At 57.9% G+C, this 26939-nt stretch carries 23 protein-coding genes; 18 read left to right on the top strand and 5 right to left on the bottom strand.

From position 1 onward, the window contains the following. Positions 1-380 precede the first annotated feature (380 nt). The 7 genes from EU556_RS13625 to EU556_RS13595 all read left to right on the top strand — a co-directional run bounded on the left by EU556_RS13625 (position 381) and on the right by EU556_RS13595 (position 10713). Complete coding sequence (locus EU556_RS13625) at positions 381-2672, top strand: GH92 family glycosyl hydrolase (RefSeq protein WP_135434636.1); 2292 nt, start codon at positions 381-383, stop codon at positions 2670-2672. Positions 2673-2764: 92 nt separating this feature from the next. Beyond that, the gene (locus EU556_RS13620) at positions 2765-4183 is read left to right on the top strand and encodes a glycoside hydrolase family 125 protein (protein ID WP_135434635.1); all 1419 of its coding nucleotides are present in this window, start codon (positions 2765-2767) and stop codon (positions 4181-4183) included. Between the two features lie 244 nt (positions 4184-4427). Next, the gene (locus EU556_RS13615; protein WP_167855572.1) at positions 4428-5069 is read left to right on the top strand and encodes a TIGR02117 family protein; all 642 of its coding nucleotides are present in this window, start codon (positions 4428-4430) and stop codon (positions 5067-5069) included. Between the two features lie 191 nt (positions 5070-5260). Beyond that, positions 5261-5605: an STAS domain-containing protein gene (locus EU556_RS13610; RefSeq protein WP_135434633.1), complete on the top strand. Its 345-nt coding sequence runs from the start codon at positions 5261-5263 to the stop codon at positions 5603-5605. 75 nt (positions 5606-5680) lie between these two features. Next, on the top strand, positions 5681-7078 hold the full coding sequence (gene hisS / locus EU556_RS13605) for a histidine--tRNA ligase (protein WP_135434632.1): 1398 nt from the start codon (positions 5681-5683) through the stop codon (positions 7076-7078). A 126-nt stretch (positions 7079-7204) separates the two neighbouring features. After that, entirely contained in the window at positions 7205-8704 is a 1500-nt protein-coding gene (gene hutH, locus EU556_RS13600; protein ID WP_135434631.1) for a histidine ammonia-lyase, read from the top strand. Between the two features lie 74 nt (positions 8705-8778). After that, a complete protein-coding gene (locus EU556_RS13595) occupies positions 8779-10713 on the top strand; it encodes a T9SS type B sorting domain-containing protein (protein WP_135434630.1) in 1935 nt (644 codons plus the stop codon). 173 nt (positions 10714-10886) lie between these two features. Here the strand turns inward: EU556_RS13595 and EU556_RS13590 are convergent, their stop codons facing one another. Together EU556_RS13590 and EU556_RS13585 are read right to left on the bottom strand one after the other, a co-directional pair. After that, a complete protein-coding gene (locus EU556_RS13590) occupies positions 10887-11774 on the bottom strand; it encodes a universal stress protein (protein WP_135434629.1) in 888 nt (295 codons plus the stop codon). 11 nt (positions 11775-11785) lie between these two features. Next, entirely contained in the window at positions 11786-12124 is a 339-nt protein-coding gene (locus EU556_RS13585) for a YbbN family protein (protein WP_135434628.1), read from the bottom strand. Between the two features lie 147 nt (positions 12125-12271). On the opposite strand from EU556_RS13585, the gene EU556_RS13580 reads away from it, so the two are divergent. From EU556_RS13580 to EU556_RS13560, 5 genes are all read left to right on the top strand, one after another. After that, the gene (locus tag EU556_RS13580) at positions 12272-13882 is read left to right on the top strand and encodes a sensor histidine kinase (protein WP_135434627.1); all 1611 of its coding nucleotides are present in this window, start codon (positions 12272-12274) and stop codon (positions 13880-13882) included. Then, positions 13860-14915: a response regulator gene (locus EU556_RS13575; protein ID WP_135434626.1), complete on the top strand. Its 1056-nt coding sequence runs from the start codon at positions 13860-13862 to the stop codon at positions 14913-14915. The genes EU556_RS13580 and EU556_RS13575 overlap by 23 nt, the downstream gene beginning before the upstream one ends. A gap of 181 nt (positions 14916-15096) precedes the next feature. Beyond that, entirely contained in the window at positions 15097-17385 is a 2289-nt protein-coding gene (locus tag EU556_RS13570; RefSeq protein ID WP_394346111.1) for a TonB-dependent receptor, read from the top strand. 286 nt (positions 17386-17671) lie between these two features. After that, positions 17672-18007: a YbaB/EbfC family nucleoid-associated protein gene (locus tag EU556_RS13565; protein ID WP_135434625.1), complete on the top strand. Its 336-nt coding sequence runs from the start codon at positions 17672-17674 to the stop codon at positions 18005-18007. Then, positions 17997-19076, top strand: a complete 1080-nt coding sequence (locus EU556_RS13560) for a glycosyltransferase family 2 protein (protein ID WP_245327634.1) — start codon at positions 17997-17999, stop codon at positions 19074-19076. The genes EU556_RS13565 and EU556_RS13560 overlap by 11 nt, the downstream gene beginning before the upstream one ends. Before the next feature lie 86 nt (positions 19077-19162). Here EU556_RS13560 and EU556_RS13555 read toward each other — a convergent pair whose 3' ends face one another. Further along, on the bottom strand, positions 19163-19381 hold the full coding sequence (locus EU556_RS13555; RefSeq protein WP_135434624.1) for a PspC domain-containing protein: 219 nt from the start codon (positions 19379-19381) through the stop codon (positions 19163-19165). Between the two features lie 166 nt (positions 19382-19547). On the opposite strand from EU556_RS13555, the gene EU556_RS13550 reads away from it, so the two are divergent. From EU556_RS13550 to EU556_RS13535, 4 genes are all read left to right on the top strand, one after another. Further along, positions 19548-21362, top strand: coding sequence for a tetratricopeptide repeat protein (locus EU556_RS13550; protein WP_135434623.1), 1815 nt, complete (start codon positions 19548-19550; stop codon positions 21360-21362). A gap of 375 nt (positions 21363-21737) precedes the next feature. Next, complete coding sequence (locus EU556_RS13545; RefSeq protein ID WP_135434622.1) at positions 21738-22778, top strand: RtcB family protein; 1041 nt, start codon at positions 21738-21740, stop codon at positions 22776-22778. A 150-nt stretch (positions 22779-22928) separates the two neighbouring features. Beyond that, positions 22929-23912: a pyruvate dehydrogenase complex E1 component subunit beta gene (locus tag EU556_RS13540; RefSeq protein WP_135434621.1), complete on the top strand. Its 984-nt coding sequence runs from the start codon at positions 22929-22931 to the stop codon at positions 23910-23912. A 204-nt stretch (positions 23913-24116) separates the two neighbouring features. Beyond that, positions 24117-24653, top strand: a complete 537-nt coding sequence (locus tag EU556_RS13535; protein WP_135434620.1) for a DinB family protein — start codon at positions 24117-24119, stop codon at positions 24651-24653. Positions 24654-24746: 93 nt separating this feature from the next. On the opposite strand, the gene EU556_RS13530 is transcribed toward EU556_RS13535, so the two are convergent. Further along, positions 24747-25202: an acyl-CoA thioesterase gene (locus EU556_RS13530; protein ID WP_135434619.1), complete on the bottom strand. Its 456-nt coding sequence runs from the start codon at positions 25200-25202 to the stop codon at positions 24747-24749. A 116-nt stretch (positions 25203-25318) separates the two neighbouring features. Continuing rightward, the gene (locus EU556_RS13525; protein WP_135434618.1) at positions 25319-26053 is read right to left on the bottom strand and encodes a class I SAM-dependent methyltransferase; all 735 of its coding nucleotides are present in this window, start codon (positions 26051-26053) and stop codon (positions 25319-25321) included. A gap of 110 nt (positions 26054-26163) precedes the next feature. On the opposite strand from EU556_RS13525, the gene EU556_RS13520 reads away from it, so the two are divergent. Both EU556_RS13520 and EU556_RS13515 read left to right on the top strand, forming a co-directional pair. Further along, on the top strand, positions 26164-26346 hold the full coding sequence (locus tag EU556_RS13520; RefSeq protein WP_210116278.1) for a DUF2256 domain-containing protein: 183 nt from the start codon (positions 26164-26166) through the stop codon (positions 26344-26346). A gap of 116 nt (positions 26347-26462) precedes the next feature. Then, positions 26463-26909 (top strand): hypothetical protein, encoded by a 447-nt coding sequence (locus EU556_RS13515; RefSeq protein WP_135434617.1) that lies wholly within the window; start codon positions 26463-26465, stop codon positions 26907-26909. Positions 26910-26939: the final 30 nt, after the last annotated feature.

Below are 26939 nucleotides of genomic sequence, written 5' to 3'. Positions count from 1 at the left end.
CGCAGCTTTGACCCAGTGTGCATGCGGCTAGCTCAACGTGCAGCCCCAGTAACACCCCGACTACTGGGAGCCGTTGGCACCAAACCTTACCTTATGGGCCAGAAGTAAGACCGCTGTTACTATATGATGTAAGGTTTCGTAGGCGAGGGTTAGTACTGCCAACGGCGGAGGACGGGTACGCCATAACCCTTCCCTGATCTTTAAGGCTAGGCCTCTCGGGTGCTACAGCAGGGAGGAAAATGCAGAATTAATTCTGCTAAAATGTTTAAGCAAGCATTGGTTTGTCAAGATAAGTCTCCATCTTTTCGCTGCATATTTCCACCTCCTAACCCGTTGCCTTAAGGTTGCTTACTCCGCACCCTTCCACCTTTCCCGATCGAATGTTCACACGTCTTTCCACGTTGGCAGCCTTTGCGCTGCTGGTGTCTCACGTAGCTCCCGCTCAAACAGCCCCCACTGATAAAGACCCTGTGCAGTGGGTAAACCCGCTGATGGGTACCGACTCAAAGCCCAGCCTCTCCAACGGCAATACGTACCCTGCCGTGGCTCTCCCCTGGGGCATGAACTTCTGGATGCCGCAAACCGGCAAAATGGGCAACGGCTGGGGCTACCAGTACTCTGCCGACAAGCTACGAGGCTTTAAGCAGACTCACCAGCCCTCCCCCTGGATGAACGACTACGGGCAGTTTGCTCTCATGCCCATCACCGGGAAGCGGGTATTTGACGAGGATGAGCGGGCCAGTTGGTTTTCGCACAAGGCGGAGGTAGCCGAACCCAACTATTACCGGGTATACCTGGCCGACCACGACGTGGTAACGGAAATTGCCCCCACTGAGCGGGCCGCCCGCTTCCGCTTTACTTTCCCCAAAACCGATAGCGCCTACGTGGTGCTTGACGCGCTCGACAAAGGCTCTTACGTGAAAGTGTTGCCCGAGCAACGCAAGATTATTGGGTACACCACCCGCAACAGTGGCGGCGTGCCCAAGAACTTTAAGAATTTCTTCGTGCTGGAGTTTGACCACGACTTCACCAGCACCGCTCTTTACCAGGATAAAAAGCTGGCGAACGGAGTTCTAGAAATAACGGCCAACCACGCGGGGGCCGTAGTCGGGTTTAAAACGCGCAAGGGTGAGCAGGTGAATGCCCGGGTGGCATCGTCGTTTATTAGCCCCGAGCAGGCCGAGCTGAATCTGCGCGAAATCGGCACCAACAACTTTGATGCTATTCGCCAGCAGGGGCGCGTGGCCTGGAACAAGGCCCTGGGCCGCATTGATATTGAAGGCGGTACGCCCGACCAGCGCCGCACGTTTTACTCCTGCCTGTACCGCTCGTTACTGTTCCCGCGCAAGCTGTATGAGCTTGATGCTACGGGCAAGGTGATGCACTACAGCCCGTTTAATGGGGAAGTGCTGCCCGGTTATATGTATACCGACACAGGCTTCTGGGATACGTTCCGGGCACTGTTTCCCTTCCTGAATCTGCTCTACCCCGACGTAAACGCAGAAATTCAGCAGGGCCTAGCTAACGACTATAAGGAGAGTGGCTGGCTACCGGAGTGGGGCAGCCCCGGGTTGCGTAACGTGATGGTGGGCAACAATTCCGCCTCAGTGGTGGCCGATGCCTACCTGAAAGGAATCCGCGGGCAGGACATGAACGTGCTGTACGAAGCCCTGACTCACGGCGCCAACAATGCGGGCCCACTGGAAGCCGTGGGCCGCGCCGGGGTGGCCTACTACAACAAGCTGGGCTACGTGCCTTATGATGTGAAGATCAACGAAAACGCAGCCCGTACCCTAGAGTACGCTTACGACGACTTCACGATTTACCAGCTGGCCAAGGCCCTGAAGCGGCCGAAAAAGGAAATCGAGCTGTACGCCAAACGCAGCCAGAATTACCGCAACCTTTTTGACAAGGAAACGGGCCTGATGCGGGGCAAAAACCAGAATGGTACCTTCCAGAAGCCCTTCAACCCATTTAAGTGGGGCGACGCCTTCACTGAGGGCAACAGCTGGCACTACACTTGGTCGGTGTTTCATGACGTGCAGGGCCTTATCAACCTCATGGGCGGCAAGGAGAAGTTTGTAGCCCAGCTTGATACCGTCTTTACCCTCCCCCCCATCTTCGACGACTCCTACTACGGGCAGGTAATCCACGAGATTCGGGAGATGCAGATTGCCAACATGGGCAACTACGCCCACGGCAACCAGCCCATTCAGCACATGCCCTACCTCTACAATTACGCCGGGCAGCCCTGGAAAACGCAGTATTGGGTGCGCGAGGTGCTTAACCGCCTGTACCTGCCCACGTCTGATGGCTACTGCGGCGACGAAGACAACGGCCAGACCTCGGCGTGGTATGTTTTCTCGGCCTTGGGCTTCTACCCCGTTTGCCCCGGCACCGACCAGTATGTGCTGGGCGCCCCGCTCTTTCCCAAGGCTACCTTGCACCTCCCCTCGGGCAAGGACATTGTTCTGAACGCCAGCAACAACTCCAGCGAAAACCGCTACGTGAACCAGCTGACGATGAACGGACAGGCCTACGACAAGAACTACCTCAGCCACGACGAGCTGCTTCAGGGCGCCACCCTTGATTTTACCATGAGTGCTACGCCCAACAAGAACCGCGGCACTAAGCCCGCTGCCGCTCCCTTCTCCATGTCGAAAGCCAAATAACCGGCCGCGCTGCTGCCTAGGCCACCTGCTCAGATGGTTGAAGTGGCCTAAGCAGCCACATTGTGCTTTTCACTCCTCACCCTACCCACCGCATGAATCGTAGATCCTTTGTCCGGGATGTCTCCCTGCTTACCACCGGCGTTTTCTTTGCTCAGTACTCCTTTGCCGGCGCGGCCCCGGCTTTCCCTGTGGTGCGGCCGGCGGCAGAAAAGCGGCGCTTCCGGAGCCGCTCAGTGGAAGCAGCCATTACGGAGTTCAACAAAAAGGTCAAAGACAAGGAGCTGGGGTGGCTATTCAATAACTGCTTTCCCAGCACCCTCGATACCACCGTCACCTACTCCACGCAGCAGGGCCGGCCCGATACCTACGTCATCACCGGCGACATCGACGCTATGTGGCTGCGCGACAGCTCAGCGCAGGTGTGGCCCTACATGCAGTTTGTAAACAAAGACACCGAGTTGCGGCAGCTGATTGCGGGCGTTATCAACCGCCAAACGCGCTGCATCCTCAAAGACCCCTACGCCAACGCCTTTTATGGCGATGACACCAAAGTGGGCGAGTGGAAGTCGGACCTGACGAAGATGCAGCCGGGCGTGCACGAGCGGAAATGGGAAATCGACTCGCTGTGCTACCCCATCCGCCTGGCCTATCACTACTGGAAAACCACCAACGATGCGGCCCCGTTTGATGCCCAGTGGCAGCAGGCGATAAAGCTCATTCTGCAAACGTTCCGGGAGCAGCAGCGCAAAGACAGCCTCGGCCCTTACAAGTTTCAGCGCCAGACGGCCACCGCCACCGATACCCAGCCCATGAGCGGCTACGGTTATCCCGTGCGGCCGGTAGGACTTATCTGCTCCGCCTTTCGACCCAGCGACGATGCCTCGCTTTATTCCTTCCTGATACCGAGCAACTTCTTTGCGGTAGTGAGCCTTCGCCAGGCCAGTGAAATGGTGACTGGCCTAGCCAAGGACGCCGCTTTGGCCCAAGAGCTGACGGCCCTGGCCAATGAAGTAGAAGCCGCCCTGCGCCAATACGCCGTGGTAAAACACCCCCAGCACGGCGACCTGTACGCCTATGAGGTGGATGGCTTTGGCAGCCACGTGCTCATGGACGATGCCAATGTGCCCAGCCTCGTTGCCCTGCCCTACCTCGGGGCCGTGCCCCTCACCGACCCCGTGTACCAGAACACGCGCAAGTTTTTGCTCTCTACCAATAACCCCTTCTTCTTTAAGGGGCGGGCCGCCGAGGGGGTGGGCGGGCCGCACGTAGGGCAGGATATGATCTGGCCCATTGCCATTACCACCCGCGGCCTCACCAGCACCGACGACGCCGAAATCAAGGCCTGCGTGCAGAGCCTGAAAGCTACCCACGCGGGCACGGGGTACATGCACGAATCTTTCCATAAGGACGACGCCAGCAAATTCACCCGCTCGTGGTTTGCCTGGGCTAACACCATCTTTGGTGAGTTTCTGTGGAAAGTATATCAGGAAAAACCGCAGCTACTGGCCTAGAGTGGCCTAGGCCACTAACCAAGTAATACACTTGTCTATGGGCTATAGGTTACTAGTGGCTTGCTTGAAGGACTGCGTCGGTGGGGGTTGCTTTAGAGGTGCCCCGCCGGCGCGTGTCATTTTGGCGGAGTCAGGTTGGCGGGTGGGTTACTCCTGAGCTGTCCGGCGTATTCAGGGTATCTTTCCTACGAGCGGCTGCTTTCTAATGGTTAGTCCTTCTCTCCGCCGTGTTAGCTCCGGATGTATGCAGGCCCTGGTTGCGTTTGTTTTGTTTCTGATGACGGGCAGTTTGGTGCCCATAAACCGCGACTTCCGCCAGACACCCGACGGCGTACCCATATTTGTGGTTTCCAATGGGCTGCACACCGATGTAGTACTGCCTCTGCGCGAAACCCGCACCGGCCAAGACTGGCTCCAGGAGCTACACCAGCCTGCCCTCAGCGCACAATTCCGGCAGTACCAGTACGTAGGGTTTGGTTGGGGCAACGAGGGGTTTTACTTGGGCTCCATGGGCCACAAGTTCCCGGGTCCGAAGGCGGTGCTGGGAGCCTTGTTTCCCTCCAAAACGCTCATGCACGTAGATTTTTACCGGAGTGCTCCTCAGGCTGGCGCCCGAGTTGTGCCTTTGCGTATCTCCCCCGAGCAGTACCAGCGCCTGACGACCTACGTCCGTAACTCGTTTCAGGCTCCGGATAGTCTAGGCCAATACTCGCTGCGGCTCCCGCAGGGATATACATCGGAGGACTTTTTCTTCCTGGCCCGAGGTCGTTACTCGGCTTGGCGCACTTGCAACGACTGGACCAACCAAGGGTTGAAACAGGCCGGCATCAGGTCGGCCCTGAAGGCTCCTTTTGCCGCCAGTGTTCTGTTCCAAGCTCGACAGTAAGTGCACTCTTCGGAGAAAATTTGTTGATAAGAAACCTTTTTCAGTATTATTTCATATTTATACTTATTTCGTTTACACAACCTTGGTGCGATTTCTGCGCTATTAGAAAAGTATAACAAGCTTTTCATTTTACAGTTTGTGTGATGTTGGACGTCTATCGGGAAGTACTGCCAAATGGATTCTTACTAATCTTGTCTCCAGAGGCGTCTTCTTCAGATGAAGTAAAGCTTAGCCGGGCGCTGCACCGCGCTACCAGAAGCGATAAACAGGCTATACTCATTGATTTTAGCCTAGTGGAGAGTATTTCGGAAGAAGCCATTGATTTGCTCCTCGCCTACGCGTTCATGCTGCATGCCCAAGACCGCCGTCTGATTTTGTGTCACGTGCCTCAGCCGGTGCAGCACCATTTCATTTATTTGGACGCCGCATCTCAGCCGTTGCTAGTGCCTTCTTTGTTAGATGCTATTCACGAAATTGAGGTTAACCTCGGCAGGAACCTGATTCGGGACCCCGAGCAATCCAATCGGCTACGATAAACGATAAGGCACAGAATTCCCGGGGCTTCGGCGTACCTTCGCGGCCGTATTTCTGCACCCCCTCCTGACTGTCTGATGAGCGCACAGAAGCCCAGCATCCCCCGTGGCACCCGCGACTTTGGCCCGGCCGTAGTGGCCCGCCGCAACTATATCTTCGGCATTATCCGCCGCACCTTCGAGAAGTTTGGCTACGCCCCGCTTGAAACACCGACGCTGGAAAACCTCTCGGTGCTGACCGGCAAGTACGGCGAGGAAGGCGACCAATTGCTCTTTAAAGTATTGAACTCCGGCGACTTCGCTAAGGACATAACTCCAGAGGACCTCACCGCCGAAAACCGCAGCAAGCGCATCCTGCCCAAAGTAGCTGAGAAAGGCCTGCGCTACGACCTCACCGTGCCGTTTGCGCGCTACGTGGTTATGAACCGCAATACGCTGGTGTTTCCCTTCAAGCGCTACCAGATACAGCCGGTATGGCGCGCCGACCGCCCCCAGCGCGGTCGTTACCGTGAGTTTTATCAGTGCGACGCCGACGTAGTGGGTACCGACTCGCTATTGTGCGAGGCCGAGATTGTGCTGATGATGTCGGAGGTACTGACGCAGCTAGGCCTCACCGAGCACACTATTAAGATTAATCACCGCCGCGTGCTAGGTGCTTTTTACCAAGCCCTGGGCGGCGAAGGCACCGAAGTAGACCTGTTCACGGCCATTGATAAGCTCGATAAGATTGGGCGCGAAGGCGTAGAAAAGGAGTTGGCCGGGCGTGGCTTCTCTCCTGCCGCCACGGAGCGGCTCTTCGATTTGCTGAGCGCGGGCGGCGACTTCGCCGAGAAGCTGGAGCGCCTGCTGGCCGCCTTCGTAACGGCCGGTGTGGAGCCCGATAATGCCGACGGCTATAAGGGCCTGCAGGACCTGAAGCGCGTGTACGACTACCTCGTCAGCTTTGGGTTTGACAAGTTTGAGAACCTGGAGTTTGACGTGACCCTGGCCCGCGGGCTGAGCTATTACACGGGCTGCATCTTTGAAATCAAGATCAACAACGTGAACATGGGCAGCGTGTCGGGCGGTGGCCGCTACGACAACCTCACCGGTGCCTTCGGGCTGCCGGGCGTATCAGGGGTGGGCTTCTCCTTCGGCGTTGACCGTCTCTATGACTGCCTGGACGAGTTGAACCTGTTCCCGCCCGACGCGGCTACGACCACGCGATGCCTAGTTGCCAACTTCGACGCGGAGAGTGAAGCGGCCGTGCTGCCCGTGCTGCGCCAGCTGCGGGAAGCCGGCGTGTCGAGCGAGCTATTTCCGGAAGCCGGTAAATTGAAGAAGCAATTCCAGTACGCCGACCAGAAAGGCATTCCGTACGTGCTGCTACAGGGCTCAGAGGAACGCGCCGCCGGGCAGTTCAAGCTCAAAAACCTGGGCACTGGCGAGGAACGGGCGCTTTCCTTGGAGGAAGTGTTGGCCGAGCTGATCAAGTAAAATCAACCTGACAAATAGGTGTAACGTCATGCTGCGCTAGCCGGAGCATGACGTTCTATTTTTTGATTCCGCCAGAAACACTCACTTTTGGCAACTCCACCTGCCCCTCCCACCCATCACTATTTCATGGCTCAGGATTTCGCCCTCACTCCTTCCACCCACCTCGATCTGGCCACGCTAGGCCACTTGCTGCGTACCAACGCCCGCGTGGTGCTCAGCGAGGAAGCCAACCAGCACATCACGGCCTGCCACCAGTACCTGCATAACCGCTTAGAAACCACTCCTGATGCGCCCGTGTACGGTATTAATACCGGATTTGGGGCGCTGTGCAACACCGCTATTGCCCCCGAGCAGCGCCAGCAACTGCAAGTAAACCTGATGATGTCGCACGCCTGCGGCACGGGTGAGGAGGTACCGGCGGAGCTGGTGCGGCTGATGCTACTGCTAAAAGCCCAGAGCCTGAGCTACGGGCACAGCGGCGTGCAACTCAGCACCGTGCAGCGCCTGCTCGATTTCTACAACCGCGAGATGTTGCCGGTAGTGTATCAGCAGGGCTCGTTGGGTGCCAGCGGCGATTTGGCGCCGCTAGCCCACTTGTGTTTGCCACTGGTAGGCCTGGGCGAAGTAAACTACATGGGCTATCGGCTGTCGGCGGCTGATGCGCAAAGCCTGTTTAGCTGGGCGCCACTGACGCTGCAAGCGAAGGAAGGCCTAGCCCTACTCAACGGCACGCAGTTTATGCTGGCCTACGCCGTGCATAGCCTGCTGCGGGTGCAGCGCCTGCTGGCCGCTGCTGATGTGATTGGCGCCCTGTCGCTGGAAGCATTTGGCGGACGGGCCGAGCCTTTTGATGAGCGCCTGCACCGTATCAGACCCCACGCCGGGCAGCTCACGGTGGCCCAACGGGTGCGGGAGTTGCTGGCAGGCAGCGAGTTGCAACAGCAGCCCCGCCAAGCAGTGCAAGACCCCTACTCCTTCCGGTGCATGCCCCAGGTGCACGGCGCCTCCCGCGATGCCCTGGCCTACGTGCAGCAAGTGGTGGAAACCGAGTGCAATGCCGTGACTGACAACCCCAACATCTTTCCGGAGGATGACGCCATTCTGAGCGGCGGCAACTTCCATGGACAGCCCTTAGCCTTGGCGCTAGACATGCTGGCCATGGCCGTAGCGGAACTGGGCAGCATTTCGGAGCGCCGCACTTACCAGCTCATCAGTGGGCAACGCGGGCTCCCACCATTTTTGGTGGCTGAGCCGGGTTTGAACTCGGGTTTGATGATTCCGCAGTACACGGCCGCCGGTATTGTAAGCCAGAACAAGCAGCTGTGCACGCCGGCCTCCATAGATAGCATCGTGAGCAGCAATGGGCAGGAAGACCACGTAAGCATGGGGGCCAATGCCGCCACCAAGGCCCGCCGCGTGGTAGAAAACGTGGAGCAGCTGCTGGGCATTGAGCTCTTCAATGCCGCTCAGGCCTTGGCCTTCCGCCGACCGGCCCGTACTTCGGAAGCGCTGGAACAAGTAGCATCGGCTTTCCGCGAGAAAGTAGCTTTTGTCAGCCAAGACCGGATCTTGTACCCCGACTTGCACGCAGCGGCTGCCTTCGTACGCACGTATGACTGGCAGTAAGTAAGCTGGGTAGCAGCTCAACTAGGTATTTTACCCGCGGCACAAACGCATTGGCCTCAGTTTACCGTTATGGCATGGTGAAAAAACGCATACTGTCCTTTCTGCTTTGGTGGACACTGCTACTGGTACCCGTTGCGGCCACCTGGGCGCAATGTGCTGCCACCCCTAACTCGGACGCTAACTTCCGGTTGTTCGACGTGGCCACCAAACAAGAGGTGCAAACCTTATGCGTGGGCCGGCCGGTACGCCTGAAGGATGCCAGCGGCCGGCAACTCGATCCGGCCCAGGTGTATTACCAGAAAACGGCGGCCATTGTATGCAGTGGATTTCAGGATACCAGCACCTTCTACACTCCTGCGGCCCCGGGCACAATCACCATCTCCCAAAACACCCAAAACCCCCAGCCCAACAGCTCAGGCCTTATTTTCGCCCGAACCTTCCCGGTAAAAGCCACGCCCCCACCGGCATTCGATTTAGTAGCCTGTTCGGCAGGCCTGGTACAGGTTACGGTGACGGATCAGACCTACGACCAGTACACCGTTACGATTGGCGGGCAGGTAGTGCAGCCAAACCCGCGCCCCAATGCTCCGGTTACGTACGCAACCAACGGCGCTACCTCCGTAACACTCACGGGCTCTTATAACTCGCCCACTCTCTGCACCAACAGCCTAACCAAAACATTTACCCCCCTACCAGCCCCGCAACGGCCCATCATTCAGCGGCTAGCGGTGCAAGCTGGGGGCAGTGTGCAGTTTCAGTTTGGGGCCTTGCAGCCGCAATACCAGTACAGCCTGCAGGTAAGTGATGCGGCCGTAGGGGGCTACCGGACCGTAACCACCCTCGACCCCGCTGCCACTAGCTACACGTTGGCCAACGCTCCGGCGGCCGGCTGCTACCGCCTGCTGCTTCGCGATGCCTGCCAAACATCCGCGCCCCTGCCCTCACTAAACGATGTGTGCTCGATAACGCTGACCGCAACCTCTCTAGAAGCCCGCAACCGCCTCACCTGGACCACAAGCCAGCCGGGCAGCTTTGAAATCAGCCGCAACGGCCAGCCGCTGGTGCAGTTGCCCGCCGGCACCCGGCAGTACGAAGACACCGCTGTTACCTGCGGAGTGGCCTACACCTACCGGGTTACCGCCGCGGCGAGCGGCAGCACCTCTCTTTCTAATGAGGTCACAGTTACTACTACTTCCAACCTAGCTCCGGCCGCACCTCGCCTCGCCGCCTCGTTCAACCTGCTAAACCAAGTAGAGCTTACGGCGCTAGTACCCCGCAGCGCCAGCGGTGGTCAGCTCACATACCTGCGCAATGGAGCCGCGCTGCGCACCACCGCCAGCCGCACCCTCCGCGACTCGGCCGTGACCCTGCCCCAGACGGTGTGCTATACCGCGCGCTTTCAGGATGCCTGCGGCAACCGATCAGTTGAAAGTGCCTCGGTGTGCCCCGTTATTCTAACGGCTACCAGCGCTAATGAGGAAGGCACCCAAGTGCGGTTGAGCTGGACGGCCCTGCGCGGCCCCGATGCGGCTGCACCGGTCACGTACCGGGTACTTGTACTGTCGGCCACCAATGCAGTGCTCAGCACCATTGCGGCAGGCCCCGACCTGACCTTGCCCGCTTTTGCGCCCCTGCTCACGCAGCAAGACCAGCAAGTGCTGCGCTACCGCGTCGAGGCTACCGGGGGTGGCCTAGCCGGTCCCAGCTACTCCAATGTGGCCACCGTAGCGCGGGCAGTGAAGCTATTCGTGCCAACGGCCTTCACCCCCAACGGCGACGGCCTGAACGATGTGCTAGAACTCAAGGGCCGCTACCTCGATAATTTCAGGTTTGTAGTCATTGACCGCAACGGCCAGGAGGTATTTCGGGCTACCACTCGCAGCCAAACCTGGGATGGGCGCATTGGTACGGCCGCACCGGTACCGGGCGCGTATGCCTGGCGCTTTGAGGCCAACGACCAGGCTGGGCGGCACGTGTTACAACAAGGCACTGTTACCATTCTGCGGTAAGCACGCGCAGTAAGCTAAGTGGCCTAGAATTGCCCCGAAGCACTACAAAAAATCCAAATCAGCTTTCACGCTTGCCCGCATTTCGCAGAAGTGATTCAGACTGCAGTATACAGGGGCGGCTTGCTTTGTCCGTTTAAGGATACCAAGCAGTTCGCATTGCAGCTTGAGATACACTACTCTGCGGCTGGTAATACTAACACGGGAAGCGTGCTGTGCAGCAACACCTGCGCCGTTACGCTGCGGTGGAACAGGTGGCCTAGAAAGCTCCGGGGACGGGCTACTACAGCTACCATGTCGTAGTCGGGGGAGGTGGCAGCTTCCAGAATGCCCTCGGCGGCTCGGGCGTGCGTAACCGTGCGGGTTTCTACAGTTGGTAAATCGTTGGCTAGGCCAGTTTGCCGCACCGTTTCAAGGGCTTGGGAAGTCATTGGCTCAACCTCGCCCTCCGGGGCTACGTGTAGCACGGTTAAGGTAGCACCGAGGCTGGTGAGTAGCTGACGCACGGCGCCAGCGTGGGTTCCCAGCGTAAACGGCTCCCCATCTACCGCCAGCAGTACGCGCCGGGGCAACGCTACCGTTTGGAGGTGATGCGGCACTACCAGCATGGGGTAGGGTGCTATGCGCAGAATATCGAGGGAGGTTGTTTGTACCAGTTCATCGGGCGTAGTCGAGTAGTCTGGCCGCCCCAGCACAATTAAGCTGGGCTGATGCCGACATACGGCATCGGCCACGGCGTAGGCCACTCGCCCGTGCCCCACCTCCGCTACCACGGGCACTGCCAACTGCCGCGCCATACTGCGCAGGGCTACCGCACTAGCTTCCTGGCTTAGATGAGAAAGCTCACCCGTAAACATCTCAGGATCGAGGGGGAAGTTGCGGCGCACGTGCAGCAGTACCAGCCGGGCCGCCAAGGGCTCAGCCAAGTTGGTGGCGTAATCCAGTGCCCGATTCGATGCCTGAAAGAAATCCGTCAGAATAAGCAAGGACATGGGCTTGGCTGGCGCGGGAGCTAAGGGGCTGAGCGCAACGCTGGTAGCGGAGAAAGGAGTAGATGAGGTCATGATACCTGTATTTATCTGATTACCTGTTGACTATCCAACGTCCACTGCGCCTCCATAAGGGGCACTACTACCTCGGCGCTAGGTAAGCCCTCTTGCCGCCACAGCTCCACGCCACGGTAGACTAGCACGCACGCCGGCAGTTGCAGCGGGGCGAAGCTGCGCACCACGGCTGGGTTAGCGGCCTGATCCACTTTCAATACCTGCACGCTAGGCCCCAGGTGGCGCTGCAGGGCAGCCAGATCTGCCGCCGACACGGTAGGTGCCAAGTCGCGCGCCAGCGGCGGAAGCATCACCAGCAGCACTGCCGCTTCGCGCGATTCTTCAGTATCGAGGGGCCGAATACGAGACATAAGGAGGCAAAAAGTAGAATACTGCATCAAAAGTACCCGCTCCCCCACCCCTCGTCCATGATGGTAGTCAGGGCCTCACCTGACTTTGATCATCTGCGTATGTTTGCAGATGTGGCCCCGCAGCCGTCTATTTGAGGTCTGACCCGTATGCTAGCAAATTTCTCCCATCATTCCCTAACCGATGTTCTGTTTGAGCAGGCGAAGGACTTTGTAGGCCTCTATGACCTGGAGCTGGGGTGGTTTGTACACGTGAATCCTGCGGGCTACCAGCTGCTGGGCTACCCCTCGGCCGAGGCTCTCTACAACGACCCGGTTCGGACGCTCCGCTCCCAGCAGCTAACCCCGGCTGAGTGGAATGAGCTGCGTGCCCAGGTGCTTGAAGCGGGGCACGTAGAACAGGAGGCCAAGCTGCGCCGGCAGTCGGGTGAAACGTTCTGGGCCAACCTGGAGCTAACTAGCGTCACCCTCGACAACCGACCTTACTTTCTAGTTCGCCTGACCGACACCGACCGACTGCACGCAGCCGAGCGAAGCCTCACCCAAAGCGTGGGCCGCTTTGAGGCCGTATTCGCCCACGCCACCATTGGCATTATTGTGTGCAACCAGCGCGGTGATATTGTGCTGGCCAATGAGAAGGCCCAGCAGTTATTTGACTACCCGGAGCAAACCCTAGTAGGTCAGCGGATTGAAGTGCTGGTGCCGAACAGTATCAGCCATCGGCACGAGCATCTGCGCGCTTCTTTCAATGCCAACCCCCAGGTGCGCGCCATGGGCCACAACCGCGACCTGCAGGCTCGCCGCCGCGACGGGTCGGTGTTTCCGGTGGAAATCAGCCTGAGCTATTTTCATCAGGAAGAAGAGCTGTTCGTGGTGGCCTACATCATCGATATCACCTTCAAGAAAGAGGCCGAGCGGGAGCTGATTGACCAGCGCCAGCGCGTGGAGCGCCTGAACGCCGAGCTGGAGCAGAAGGTCACGGACCGCACCCACGCCCTCATGAGCACGCTGGCTCAGTTGGAAAAGCGCACCCAGGAGCTAGGCCAGGCCCTGGCCGCCGAGCAGGAGTTGGGCGAGCTAAAGTCGCGCTTTGTGTCTATGGCCTCCCATGAGTTCCGGACCCCGCTCACGGCCGTGCTTACCTCCACGGCGCTTATTGAGAAGTACCCCGCCACCGACCAGCAAGACAAACGCCTGAAGCACCTGCAGCGCATCCGGGCCTCAGTAAACCACCTCAACGACATCCTAGAGGAGTTTCTGTCGGTGGGCCGCATTGAGGAAGGCAAGATTGAAGCCCGCCCCCTGGAGTTTGACGTGGCCGAGCTGCTCAACGAAACTATTTCTGATGTGCAGGGCCTACTCAAAGCCGGCCAGCGCATTGAGCAGCATGTGGCATGTAGCGCCCCGGTGTACCTCGACCCTTCCCTGCTGCGCAAGATCTTGGTTAACCTACTATCGAATGGCATTAAGTACTCCGGCGAAAACTCCGTGGTAGCGGTTTGGGTCACTTGCGAGAATAACCAGCTGCTGCTGCGCGTGCAAGACCAAGGCGTGGGCATTTCTGCCGAAGACCAGGAACACTTATTTGAACGCTTTTTCCGCGCCCGCAACGTCACCAATGTGCCCGGCACTGGCCTAGGCCTCTACATCATCGGCAAATACCTAGAGCTGATGGGCGGCACCATTGCATTACGGAGCGAGCTTAACGTGGGCACGACCGTCACCCTTACCATCCCCTATGAAAACCATTCTGCTGATTGAAGACAACGAGCTGATTCGGGAAAATACTGCCGAGATTCTGGAGCTTTCGGGCTACTCCGTTCTGACGGCTGAAAATGGTAAGGCTGGAGTAGAAAAGGCCCTGCACACCAAGCCCGACTTGGTGGTATGCGACATCATGATGCCGGTGCTGGATGGCTACGGCGTGCTGCAGATCTTCAACCAGAATGAGCAACTGGCGGGCGTACCCTTCATTTTCCTGACGGCCAAAACCGAGCGCACCGACATGCGTCGCGGTATGGAGCTGGGCGCCGACGACTACCTGACCAAGCCGTTTGATGAGGCCGAGTTGCTGAGCGCCATCCGGGGCCGCCTCAACCGGTTCCGCCACCTCAAGCCCGACTACGACCTGCAGCACCCTGGTGGCCTAAGCGAGTTTCTGGAAGACGCCTCCGCCGTGGGCAACCTCACCGACCTCACCCATGACCGGCGGCCCCACTTGTTGCGCAAAAAGCAGGAGGTGTATGTGGAAGGCGACGAGCCCACGCGCCTGTATTTTGTGCAGGCGGGCCGCGTGAAAACGGTGCGCCGCACGGCCGCGGGCAAGGAGCTGATTACGGGCGTATACGGCCCCGGCGAGTTCCTGGGCTACCTGCCCCTGCTTCAGCAAACCACTCACGACGACACAGCCGTGGTACTCGACGATGCCACCGTGCTCTACATCCCGCGCGAGGATTTCACTCAACTCCTGCACCGCAACCCGGCCGTAGGCCAGCAGTTTATCCGGCTGCTGGCGGGCAAGGTCAGCGAACGGGAGCAGCAGCTCTTGGGCATGGCCTACAACTCGTTGCGGCGGCGCGTGGCCGATACGCTCTTGCGCATGCACGAGGAGGCCGGCGCCACCCCCAACACCTGGATTCAGCTCTCCCGCGACGATATGGCCTCCGTAGTGGGTACCGCCCCGGAGTCGCTCATCCGTACGCTCAGCGAGTTTAAGCAGGACGGCCTAGTGGAGCTAACGAGCAAAGGCATCCGAATTTTGCAGCCTGCCAAGCTTCGTCAGCCCAACTGGTAATGCCCCACTGCAGTAGGCCCCCTGCGAGAGGTACGCTAGGCCACTACGCTGCTTCCTCATTCGTTGACGCCTACAGCAAGTAATCAGTCAGGTACTCCGGGTAGGCTAGGCCAGTATCAGCCTCAGGAGACGAAAGTGGTCTGGCCGCCCGATATAGCATTTTCTCATACCCCTGTTGTCAGTGCCTTCTTTATCCTTACCGAACTCGAAAAGTCTACTCTTGTTCTTCTTCTGGCTGCTGACCGCAGCGAAAGTTTACGCCCACAACAGCGGCACCATAAGCGGCACCGTTTCGGATGCCGCCGGCCGGCAAGCCCTGCGCGGAGCGGCGGTGAGGCTGTTGGAAACCGGCTCAACGGCTCTTACCAACGAGCTAGGCCACTACCGCTTCTCTAATTTACCCGCCGGCACGTACCACCTGAGCTTGTCGCACATGGGCTACCAAGCGGTGCAAATAACGGTGGTGCTGGCGGAAGACCAAACCACCTCGGTGCGCACTTTCCTGCTCGCCACGCAGATTGAACTTGGGGAAGTGGCCGTGTCGTCGGAGCGGCCCCAGGAGCAGCAACTCATCACGGCCCTTGATATTCGGCTGCGGCCCATCACCAACTCCCAGGAAATTCTGCGGCTGGTGCCGGGCCTGTTCATCGGTCAGCACGCGGGCGGCGGCAAGGCCGAGCAGCTGTTTCTGCGCGGCTTCGACCTCGACCACGGTACTGATATCCGCCTTTCAGTAGATGGCATGCCGGTGAACATGGTGAGCCACGCCCATGGCCAAGGCTACGCCGATTTGCACTTCGTGATTCCCGAGCTGGTACAGGGTGTGGACTTTGGTAAGGGACCTTACAACCCGGAGCAGGGCAACCTAGCCACCGCCGGCTGGGTCAACTTTCGCACCCGCACGGCTCTGGATTCTTCATTTGCCAAGCTAGAGCTAGGTCAGTACGACACGTACCGGGCCGTGGCGGGCGTTGATGTGCTAGGTGCCAAGGGCCGGGCTCAAGAGCAATCGGCGTACGTAGCTGCTGAGTATTCCTTCTCCAATGGCTACTTCTATAACCCTCAGAACTTCAATCGCCTAAACCTGGTGGGCAAGTATCACGGCCACCTTACACCTGCCTCCCGCCTCACCCTTACTGGCTCTACCTTCTATAGCAAGTGGAACCACTCGGGTCAAATTCCGGACCGGGCCGTGGCGCAGGGCCTGATTGGCTGGTTTGGCTCCGTAGACCCCAGTGAGGGAGGCGAAACCAGCCGCCACAACCTCAACGCCGAGCTAGTGACCATGACGCCGGCCGGCAACGTGCTGCGCAATCAGGTGTTCTGCTCTCGCTACGGTTTCGAGCTGTACTCCAATTTTACCTTCTTCCTTAACGACAGCCTTAACGGCGACCAAATTCGGCAGAAGGAGCGGCGCCACCTGTTCGGGTACAACGGCAGCTACAGCCACGCCCATCAGCTCGGTTCCCTGCCGCTGACCTCCACCTTAGGCCTGCAATACCGCCAGGATATCACTGACGACACGGAACTCTCGCACACCCTTGACCGCCGCCAAACGCTTGAACAACGCCAGCTAGGCGACATCAATGAGCTGAACGCGGGCGTATACCTCGATGAGCAGCTACAACTCAGCTCCCGCCTGAACCTGACCACTGGTGTGCGGTTCGATGTGTTTCGGGACCAATACCGCAATTTACTGCTCACGCCCAGGCGCAGGCAGCAAGCTACGGCTAGCATCGTGTCGCCCAAGCTGAACCTTTACTACACGGCTTCGCCCGCCCTGCAGCTTTATCTAAAGTCGGGCAAGGGTTTTCATTCCAACGACACCCGCGTGGTAGTACCCCAAAACGGCCGCGACATTCTGCCCGCCGCTTACGGCACCGACCTGGGAATTGTGGTGAAGCCCGCCCCTCGCCTGCTCGTGCAAGCGGCAGCCTGGTACCTGTGGCTGGCGCAGGAGTTTGTGTACGTGGGCGATGAAGGCGTGGTAGAGCCCAGCGGCAAAAGCCGGCGGCAGGGCCTCGACCTGTCAGCCCGCTACCAGCTTGGACGCTTCCTTTACCTCGACGCCGACTTCACGGCTGCCAAGCCCCGGGCTATTGGCGCCGAGGCCGGGGAGGCCTACTTGCCCCTTGCCCCAACCTTCACCTCGGCTGGTGGGTTGAGCGTGCAGGGTTGGCACCGTTTCAGCGGCTCGCTGCGCTACCGTTACCTGGCCAACCGCCCCGCCAACGAGTACAACTCCATTGTGGCCCGGGGCTACTTCGTGACCGATGCGCAGGTGAACTACACCCACGCCCGTTATCAGCTAGGCCTATCGGTGCAGAATCTGCTGAACACACGCTGGAAGGAAACCCAGTTTGCCACCGAAAGCCGCCTGCGAGGCGAAGCACTGCCCATTGAGGAAATTCACTTTACCCCGGGCACGCCCTTCTTCACCCGCCTCAGTGGTACCGTGTTCTTCCGCTAGCCTGCTCTACTGACGCACTTCAGCCTGGGTGCAGAATAGTAACCGACACCAGATCTTTACTTGATGCTGTTGGTTGCTTCGATGCGAGGTAGATGGGTGGGCAGCCCCTTGGGCAGGTTTACCGTAAATTGCACCGTCGTGGCTACTCTTCTATGTTTAGGCATGAAGACAAGAGGCCCTGGGCCATTCTTGCTGAAACGGTGCAACAACTCTGTTTCAATAGCAAAGCCACCTTTTTCACACTTTTTCAACTTCTCCAGTTCACTGGAATCAACTAGCAGAGCATATGTTTGATGTAATGGGCATGATGGGCAAAATGAAAGAACTTCAGGACAAGATGAAGCAAGCCCAAGACGAATTGCAATACGTTACCGCCACGGCCGAGTCGGGGGGTGGCCTAGTGAAGGCAACGGCCAATGGGCAGCGCCGCCTGCTGAAGCTCGAAATCGACGAAACGCTACTTCAGCCTCAAGACCGCGACATGCTGGCCGACCTGGTGGTAGCGGCCGTAAATAAGGTGATGGAAGAAGCTGGCGAGAAAGCCAAGCAGGAAATGAAGAACAAGACGGCGGGCCTTATCCCCAACATCCCTGGCCTCGACCTCGGCGGCTTTGGCCTCTAAGAGTGGCCTAGCTTCTGGCCCTTGCGCCGATGTAGCGGTGGTGATACTGAACTGGAACGGCCAGGATTTCCTGCGCCGCTTCCTGCCTTCGGTATTGTACCACTCTGATGGCGCCGCCGTGTTTGTCATTGATAATGCCTCTACCGACAACTCTGTAGGCCTATTGCAGCAGGAATTTCCGGCGGTGCAGCTCATTCAGCATCCTCAGAACCTAGGCTTTTGCGAGGGCTACAATGCCGGCTTGCGGCAACTCAGCGCCGAGTTTCGATACTACGTACTGCTGAACTCCGATGTAGAGGTTACGCCTGGCTGGCTGCTACCTCAACGCGAGCTACTGGAGCAGCACCCGCAAATCGCAGCCTGCCAACCCAAAATCCGGCAATACAGCGAAGACGCCACCCAACGCCAGCTCTTGGAGTATGCTGGGGCGGGCGGGGGCTACCTTGACCGGCTCGGCTACCCTTTCTGCCGCGGCCGCCTCTTCGATACGCTGGAAACCGACCATGACCAGTACAACGACCCTAGGCCAGTAGCCTGGGCCACCGGCGCCTGCATGCTCGTGCGGGCCACTGCCTGGCATCAGTTGGGTGGCCTAGAGCCGCGTTTTTTCGCGCACATGGAGGAAATTGACCTCTGCTGGCGCCTGCAAAATGCCGGCTATGAAGTGTGGTACCACGGCGGCAGCGTAGTCTACCACGTGGGCGGGGGCACACTGCACAAATCAAACCCGCGGAAAACCTACCTCAACTTTCACAATGGGCTGGCGCTGGTGTACATGAATACCCACGGCAGTGAGCTGGCTGGCACTTTAACCTTGCGCCTGTTGCTAGACTGGGTGGCCGCCCTTCGCCTGCTCAGCCAAGGCAACACCGCCGACTTCCGGGCCGTACTTCGGGCCCACTGGCAGTTCTGGCGGCAACTGGCCTACTGGCGCCAGCGCCGGCAGAAGTTTCCGCCGGTACGCACTACCGGCGAGCGGGCAGGTCTGTACCGTGGCAGCTTGGTGTGGGCTTATTTCGGCAAAGGCATAAAGCGGTTTTCAGAACTAGAGCCTGAACTGCTTTCCTAGGCCACTCCGCGTCGTCCATAAAAAAGCCCGCGTTGCCAGGTGCAGCGCGGGCTTTTCAAAAAGTTCGTAACTCGAAGCCGAAACGACTACAGGTCCCAGACGGTGCTGCGCTGCTGGCGCATAGCCCGCCGGACGTTCATCCAGAAAGCTAAGGCAAAGTACAGCACAATGGGCGAGCCGAAGGTGAAGAAGGAGGCATACACGAAGGACAGCCGCACGCTGCTGGAAGAGAAGCCCAACCGGTTGCCCACGGCATTGCAGACGCCGAAGCTCTGCTTTTCGATAAAGTCGGTTAGTCGTTTCATATCTGCTGAAGTAGAAGCTGCCTCCGGTGGCTAACCTATGACCAAAATATACTAATTCGTAGCGTGTGTCAAGCACTTACGGTAAAATGGCCTGGCAAGATACGTCTGTGACGAAGAGTTTTACGTTTGTTGTCTGAATTTCCGCCCCACCCCGCTCCTGTTGCTTATGCAAAATGCGTTGCCCCGTCTGTTTTCGTTGGTTGTTGTAGCTGGCTCAGCGAGCTTGTTACCGGCTTGTTCTCCGCTCTCGAAGGTGATGAAATCGGCTCAGGCTGGCCAGCAGCTAGCCGTAGAGCCGGCCGTACTGGAAAGCAACGGCGAAAATGTGCTGTTTGAGGTAACGGCCCGCGTACCAGCCAAGCACTTGAAGAAAGGAGTGGCCTACAACCTGGGCCTCAGCTACCGCTATGAAAACGGCCTGCGCGAAGACACGGTGGGCCGCATCACGTTTATGTCGGGCGAGTACGTGTACGATGAGCAGCAGAAGGACAAGCTCTACATCCGGAAGCAGTTTGCTTTCCCCTACTCCTCCCGCAAAAGCCCTGGTGAGCTAGTGGCACTGCCCGACGTGCACGAGTTGAAGACCAATGGCAAGCGCCTGAAGGGCAAAGAAATCAAATTGGCCCGCGGCATTGTGACCACCAGCCGCTTGGTAGTGCGCCAGGATACGGCCCTGAACCTGCTGCCCGAATCGGTGAGCAACAACATGAGCGGTACTCGGGTGTTGCCATTCTTTTTCGACGCCGGCAAAGCTGAAATCCGCAACTATTTGGGTACCAATGTGGCGGCGCTGGAAGATTTCATTGAGGCCAACCAGCGCACCGAGAAGGTGATGATTGTGGCCGGCCACTCCCCCGACTCGCTCGACCGCCACGACCCTCGCCTAGCCGACAAGCGGGTGCAGGTGCTGCTCAAGTATTACAAGAAGCAGGTAGACACCGACTCTTACCTCAACAAAGTCAGCCAGATCGACTTCGAAACCGAGGCCTACCACCGCCGCTGGGACTTGTTCCTGAATAAAGTGCAGGAGTCGGCCCTGCGGCCAGCCCAGGTTGATTCGGTGCTGTTGCTCATCAACGACACGCCCGGCAGCTACGCCACCAAGGAAAAGAGCCTGCACGCACTGTCATTCTATGACTACCTGGAGCAGTACATCTACCCCGTCATGCGCTTTGGCACCGTGGCCGTGCGCTACACCGCACCCAAGCGCTACGATTCGGAGATTTATGTTCTCTCGAAAAAGATTGTAGAGAAGCAGACCGAAGCCGACGCCCTCACGCCTGAAGAGCTGCGCTACTCCGCCACGCTCACGCCCCTGCTGGCAGAAAAGCAGCGCATCTACGAAACCTCGGTGGCTACTACTGGCCTCTGGCAGGCCTACCATAATCTGGCCGTGGTGCTCTTGCAGCGCTCCGAGAAGGAAGTAAACCCAAAGGTGCAGAAAGCGTACCTGCGCCGGGCAGCCGTCAACTTTACCCTGGCGGCCCACCGCAACCCCACCGCCGAGTCGTTCTACCACGTGGCCACCGCCTACCACCGCGCCGGCGACAAGCTGGAGGCCCTGCAGAACTACGATTACGCCATTAAGCTGGGCGGTTCTAGGCCTATGCTGAACAAGATTTTCTCGGATAAAGCCGCCCTGGAAATTGAAATTGGTCAGCTCGATGATGCGCTGCGCAGCCTTAGCTACAGCGGCAAGAGCTACCAGAACATCATGAACCGCGCCCTGATTTATGTGCTGAAAGGCAATTACCAGGGTGCCGCCAACATCTACCAGGAGGCCATTGCCCTCCGCCCCGATGACCCCTTACTAGCCTATTGCTTGGCCGTAGTAGCCGCCCGCCAGCAAAACGAGCCCGCTATGGCCATGCACCTGCGCCGCGCCGTATCCCTGGACCGCACCTACGCCAACCGCGCCGTAGAGGACCTCGAGTTCCGCGACTTCGCAAAGGGCAAAGCATTTCTAGAGGCGTTACGGTAGCCGTAATAGATAAGCTCAAGCACCGTATATGCTCACTCTCCTATTAAATGAAACCGCCTCTCTTGATTATATGATGAGAGGCATAGGCCTATGCGCTTTCCTAATTGCGGGGATTAGCATCTGGCCTGCGTTTACTACTCCTAAAGACGCTAACCCTCCGCGTAGTATTGGGAAGTTTAGAATGGTCTATGCTCTTCTTTTCTTTCTTTTTGGGCTGTTTTGCTTTAATACTTAGAGCATTGTTTAAGGTAGCCCTCGGGCTTTCATGCATAAACTTTTATATTTGCGCCACCTCTTGCTGAGGTTATAACAATGCGCGCACTTTTGCGGCTGCTCCCCGGCGCGCCCTAGTATTTATCTCGTAAAAAAGACGAAGTGAAGACAGTCTATTTTACGGATCGTAGCGGCGTGGAGCAGAGCGCGCTACAGTCCCTCCTCGCATTCGAGGAAAAAGAGAATATCAGTCGGATTGCTGTATTCCCCGATATTCATTACTGCTCCGAGCGTTCCATTCCGGTTGGAGTTGCCTTTCACACAACCAGTGTCTTTTATCCGTTAGTCACTGGCAAGGACATGGGCTGTGGAGTGGCCTACTTGCGAATTCCTCGACAAGATCTGCTGCTACCCTTCGATAAAGCCAAGCACTACCGCGCTTTTGAGCGGGAAGTTCATGGTATGACCAACGAAGGGCTTGGTGGAGGAAATCATTTTCTTTCGCTAGAGATGTCGCCCGATTACCTATACGTCATCGTGCACACTGGGAGCCGCAACCTGGGTATCTATATGTACCAGGAAAATTGTCGCCTGTTATCGGAACATAACCCAGGTAATGATTGGCTACCTATAGAACTGGCAACGCCTAATTACATTCATGAGTACCAACGGGTACTAGATTATGCAGCTAGCCGTCGAAAGGAATTTGTTTACAAGACCTACGACTTCCTACAACGGAATCGGTATGTGGCGGCAGGCACTCCCGTTTTCGCTGACAGTTGCCATAATCTATTAGAGTTCAAGGCTAATGGTGTAATCCATCGTAAAGGCAGCACACAGCTTTTACCGGACCGCGAGGTGGTCATCCCGCTCTCTATGAGTCGTGGTTCCCTCATTGTCAAGCCTAACCGATGGGATACTCAAATCGAGCAGGCTCTCTGGAGCTGCGCGCACGGTGCTGGTCGTAAGTACAGCCGTACCGATACACTTAAGTTCTGGCATTCCCTCAAGAAAGCAGATAAGGATGCTTATCGGAACCGCTTCTCAGAGTTGCTTAACCGCCAAGGTGACTTTGACAGTAGTATTCTGCAAGAGTTTGACTTCGCTTACAAAGATACTGCGGCGTTACTGGCCACTCATCCCTATCTGATTCACTGCGACGAGACCCAGCCAATTGTTACGGTGAAGTTTACAGGCATCTAATCAGAGGTTGGCAGTTAGTCAACTCGCTAGGCCTATGGCTGCGGTGCTGCAATTCCTATTTGCCCTTCCCGGCTAGTCGTTGTAGCTTTACGCGCCGGACTCGTGCCGGCTTTTTGATTCTGAACAGTTCTTTCGTCTTTCCTTACGATTATGCGGACCATCCAATTCCGGGAAGCCCTGCGTGAAGCCATGTCTGAAGAAATGCGCCGCGACCCGCGCGTGTTTCTGATGGGTGAAGAAGTAGCCGAGTATAACGGCGCCTACAAAGTGAGCCAGGGTATGCTCGACGAATTCGGCCCGGAGCGTGTGATTGACACGCCGATTGCCGAGTTGGGTTTCGCTGGCATCGGGGTGGGCGCGGCGGCCAACGGCCTGCTCCCCATCATCGAGTTCATGACCTTCAACTTCTCGTTGGTGGCCATCGACCAGGTGATTAACTCTGCTGCCAAAATCTATTCTATGTCGGGTGGGCAGTACTCCTGCCCCATCGTGTTCCGCGGCCCCACCGGCAACGCCGGTATGCTATCGTCGCAGCACTCCCAGAACTTCGAGAACTGGTACGCTAACACGCCCGGCCTGAAAGTAGTAGTTCCTTCTACTCCTTACGACGCCAAAGGCCTGCTGAAAAGCGCCATTCGTGATGCTGACCCAGTTATCTTCATGGAGTCGGAGCTGATGTATGGCGACAAGGGCGAAGTGCCCGAGGAGGAGTACCTCATTCCGATTGGCAAAGCCAACGTAGTGCGTCAGGGTGAGAACGTGACCATCGTGAGCTTCGGCAAAATGATGAAAGTGGCCCTAGGTGCTGCCGACGAGCTGGCCAAAGAAGGCATCAGCGCCGAGGTTATTGACCTGCGCTCGGTTCGCCCCATCGACTACGACACCCTCATCGAGTCGGTGAAGAAAACCAACCGCATGGTGGTGGTAGAAGAGGCTTGGCCGCTGGCCAGCATCAGCTCAGAACTGTCGTACATGGTGCAGCGTCGCGCCTTCGACTACCTCGATGCTCCCGTGCTGCGCATCACCAACATGGACGTGCCGCTGCCCTACGCCCCTACCCTCATTGATGCCGCTCTGCCGAACGTAGAGCGCACCGTGAAGGCCGTGAAAGAAGTACTGTACGTAAACAAGTAAGCTGCTCTATTCGGCAACTGCTTGCTGCTCAACGCACACTACCGACCAGTTACCTCCGGGTGGCTGGTCGGTTTGTTTTTGGCCTAGTTATAGCTGCAACTTCAGTGGCCTAGCTCAGCGCCGGAACTACCTCTCTAAGCTCCACAGCAGCCTGACTTTTACGTACCTTTTAACCAGCGCCCTTTTCACTTCCTGCTTCTCCCCATGAACCACCGGCTCCACCTTCGTTTTGAGCAGCTTGAACAGGCTACTACCCGTTTGTTGAACTCTGTAGCGGAGTTAGGCGAAAAAGCGTATCAGTCGCCGGGGGAAAAGCAGTGGTCGGCGGCGCAAGTGGTGCAGCATCTAGTGATTTCAGAAACGGGCATTGGGCAGTATCTGGAGAAAAAGCTACTGCAGGAAGAAGGGCACCAGAAGGCCGGTGTGGGCGCATTCCTGAAGTCGCGGTTGCTGCGGGTAATGCTGCGGCTGCCCTTCACCCGCTTCAAAGCCCCGGCCTTTCTGGCCAAGATGATGCCCGAAACTACCCCGCCTTTGCCCGAGCTGCGCGCCGAGTGGGAAGCCGTTCGCCGACGCATGGAGCGGCTACTCAATGAGTTTCCGGGTAAGCTAGTGGGTCACGCCATCTTCAAACACCCGCGCTCCGGTATGCTCACCATCAACCAAACGCTGGACTTCATGCTCGACCACATCCTGCACCACCAGCAGCAGATTGAGCGCATCAAGAAAGCAGTGCGCTAGGCCACTTAAACATACCCAGGAGCCCATATCAAATAAAAAGGGCGGTCATGCCGACCGCCCTTTTTATTTGTTGGTAGTTATACTGGCCTAGCGCTACTGTTTGGGCCCCCGCACAATGTCGGCGTAGCTCTCGTGGCGGGGCAGGTTGCGCATAATCTCCGTGATTTCAGCGGGCGGTACCATGAGCTTACGGGCGCGTAAATCAAGCCAAGCACCATCAACGGTTACGGTAGCAGAGGGGCGGCCGTCGGCCTTGAACAGGGTGTGCACAATACGCCAGCGGGAGCCATCTTCACTCAGGCCAGCCAGCTCGCCGTTCACGCGCAGCTGCTCGCTAATGTGCATTTCCTTCAGGAAGCGGGTGTCTTCGCGAAACAGAATTGGGCCGATTCCCAACTGCGCAAAGCGCTGCAATGTGAAGCCTTGCGCTGCCAGATACTCAATGCGGAGTTGAGCGGCGTAGTCGGTGTAGGCGGAGTGGCGCATGTGCCCATTAGGGTCCATATCAGCCCACCGAACGGTGTAGGTTTTTTCGTAGGGAGTGGTCATGCGAAAAAAATAAGATCAGGATGAGGGGAACTGCGAACGAGCTAGCGGCCACTGTGCATAGGCCAGTGCCGGCCCGCGCAATTATGTACGCAGCATGGTTACTGGCCTGGAGGCTATTACCCTTTGAGGGTGAGCCGCACGAGGTACTGCTGCTGGTCGTCCTCATCAAGGAACTCAACCTGATAGCCGGCCGCCTCGGCGCAGTCCTGGAGCAGGCTGGGGTCAGCGAAGATCCAGTGAAAGGTAGCGCCGGCCTCTTCTTCGTATTGCATGGTGTACTCTACTTCGCCGTAGTAGGGCCCATTGAGGTCAAACACTAGGGCGCCGTCCTCGTCTTCATACAGGTAGCTGATGTCGGAGGAGGTTGCCAGAATCTGGCCGCCGGGCGCCAGCAGTTGGTGGGCATGCTGCAGGAAACGCTCCAGCCCTTCCAGCGTGCCGGCCAGCCCGATGCCGTTCATCAGCATCAGCACGGTATCGTATTTCTCCTTAGTCAGGGCAGGGTCATAGATGTCGTGGCAGGCTACTTGGCCTACGCCGCGCTCCTGCATGACCTGCACAGCACCCGGCGAAATATCCACTGCTTTTACCTCGAAGCCCCGGCTTTGCAGCTCAAGGGAGTGGCAGCCCGCGCCTGCTCCTAAATCAAGCACCCGGCCCCGGCACTCGGTGAGGGCCGTGCGCTCCAGCTCAGGCATTTCCCAGAGCGAGCGGAAGAAGTACGCCGCCGGCAGCGGTTCCTCCTCGGCCACATTGCTGTGCACCGTAATGGTAGCGTTTTGCTTTCCGCGCTGGTAGGCCAGTAGGGCGTGGCCGAGCGGATCTTGAGAAGTAGGAGAAGATGACGACATGAGGCAAAGATACGGCCACCAGCTTTGCGAGGATGCCCAAAACCCCAGTTGGCCGTATACGGTTCAGTTCACGTACGCTCTAGGCCACCCCTGCATCTGTAGTTTCCGCTATGACTTCCTCCGCCTCCAAGCTGCCGGCTCGCCTCACCAAGGGCAACCTGCCTACCAAGGTATGCCTAACCTGCGGCCGCCCCTTTGAGTACCGCAAAAAGTGGCGCAACTGCTGGGATGAGGTGAAGTATTGCGGCGAGAAGTGCCAGCGTAACAAGCCCAAAGCCCTGACAACCACTTGAGCCCGCCCTCAGCTAACCTAGGCCAGTGCTAGCCCTTAGGGCGTGTTTGCATCCTTCTACGCTTGGGTTTCGTTCTGTGAAGACGTACTTCCTTATTTCTCCCAACCGACCCTAGCATGGCCAGCAACCTCAACTACCTCGACCCCTCCCTCAAGCCCCTCGAAGAGAAAATTCAGGCCTACCTCGATGCGGAGAAAGAATTGCAACGGGCCGTAGCCGAGCAGGCCTCCCTGTCGCACCCAGCCCCGCAGCACGATGCAACTACCGGCCCGGCTGCTGCTGCCGCGGCCCATTCTGGCACCGCTCCCAGCTCCGATGGCATTTTTGAGCAGCGCCCCCCCACCGGCAGCTACGACCAAGCAAGCGAAGAAAATCAGCAACAGCTCCAGAATCTCCACGACGATATTCAACTGTTGCGCCAGGAAATCATCAATATGCTGCCCGTGCGTGACGAATGGATCAAAGTAAACCTGGGCTACGGTCCTAGCCGCGTCGGAGCTTTTCAGGAAACCACCGCGGAGGCAGGCGCCGAGCCTAGCTACCAGCTGCGCGTGGTGTTCTAGGCTCCTTTACTGCCACGGACTGTCTTTTAT

Origin of the sequence: Hymenobacter fodinae, assembly GCF_004745825.1 — a bacterium.
In the GTDB taxonomy this organism is placed as follows: Bacteria; Bacteroidota; Bacteroidia; order Cytophagales; family Hymenobacteraceae; genus Hymenobacter; species Hymenobacter fodinae.
This window is presented reverse-complemented; position numbering and strand designations above follow the sequence as displayed.

Bases quoted from the DNA above. Each gene is read 5' to 3' on its own strand.
- EU556_RS13530 (WP_135434619.1), bottom strand. From the start codon at position 25,202: ATGACCACTCCCTACGAAAAAACCTACACCGTTCGGTGGGCTGATATG.
- EU556_RS13555 (WP_135434624.1), bottom strand. From the start codon at position 19,381: ATGAAACGACTAACCGACTTTATCGAAAAGCAGAGCTTCGGCGTCTGC.
- EU556_RS13550 (WP_135434623.1), top strand. From the start codon at position 19,548: ATGCAAAATGCGTTGCCCCGTCTGTTTTCGTTGGTTGTTGTAGCTGGC.
- EU556_RS13625 (WP_135434636.1), top strand. From the start codon at position 381: ATGTTCACACGTCTTTCCACGTTGGCAGCCTTTGCGCTGCTGGTGTCT.
- EU556_RS13585 (WP_135434628.1), bottom strand. From the start codon at position 12,124: ATGTCTCGTATTCGGCCCCTCGATACTGAAGAATCGCGCGAAGCGGCA.
- EU556_RS13515 (WP_135434617.1), top strand. From the start codon at position 26,463: ATGGCCAGCAACCTCAACTACCTCGACCCCTCCCTCAAGCCCCTCGAA.
- EU556_RS13590 (WP_135434629.1), bottom strand. From the start codon at position 11,774: ATGACCTCATCTACTCCTTTCTCCGCTACCAGCGTTGCGCTCAGCCCC.
- EU556_RS13535 (WP_135434620.1), top strand. From the start codon at position 24,117: ATGAACCACCGGCTCCACCTTCGTTTTGAGCAGCTTGAACAGGCTACT.
- EU556_RS13520 (WP_210116278.1), top strand. From the start codon at position 26,164: ATGACTTCCTCCGCCTCCAAGCTGCCGGCTCGCCTCACCAAGGGCAAC.
- hutH (WP_135434631.1), top strand. From the start codon at position 7,205: ATGGCTCAGGATTTCGCCCTCACTCCTTCCACCCACCTCGATCTGGCC.
- EU556_RS13595 (WP_135434630.1), top strand. From the start codon at position 8,779: ATGGTGAAAAAACGCATACTGTCCTTTCTGCTTTGGTGGACACTGCTA.
- EU556_RS13525 (WP_135434618.1), bottom strand. From the start codon at position 26,053: ATGTCGTCATCTTCTCCTACTTCTCAAGATCCGCTCGGCCACGCCCTA.
- hisS (WP_135434632.1), top strand. From the start codon at position 5,681: ATGAGCGCACAGAAGCCCAGCATCCCCCGTGGCACCCGCGACTTTGGC.
- EU556_RS13565 (WP_135434625.1), top strand. From the start codon at position 17,672: ATGTTTGATGTAATGGGCATGATGGGCAAAATGAAAGAACTTCAGGAC.
- EU556_RS13540 (WP_135434621.1), top strand. From the start codon at position 22,929: ATGCGGACCATCCAATTCCGGGAAGCCCTGCGTGAAGCCATGTCTGAA.
- EU556_RS13575 (WP_135434626.1), top strand. From the start codon at position 13,860: ATGAAAACCATTCTGCTGATTGAAGACAACGAGCTGATTCGGGAAAAT.
- EU556_RS13620 (WP_135434635.1), top strand. From the start codon at position 2,765: ATGAATCGTAGATCCTTTGTCCGGGATGTCTCCCTGCTTACCACCGGC.
- EU556_RS13580 (WP_135434627.1), top strand. From the start codon at position 12,272: ATGCTAGCAAATTTCTCCCATCATTCCCTAACCGATGTTCTGTTTGAG.
- EU556_RS13615 (WP_167855572.1), top strand. From the start codon at position 4,428: ATGCAGGCCCTGGTTGCGTTTGTTTTGTTTCTGATGACGGGCAGTTTG.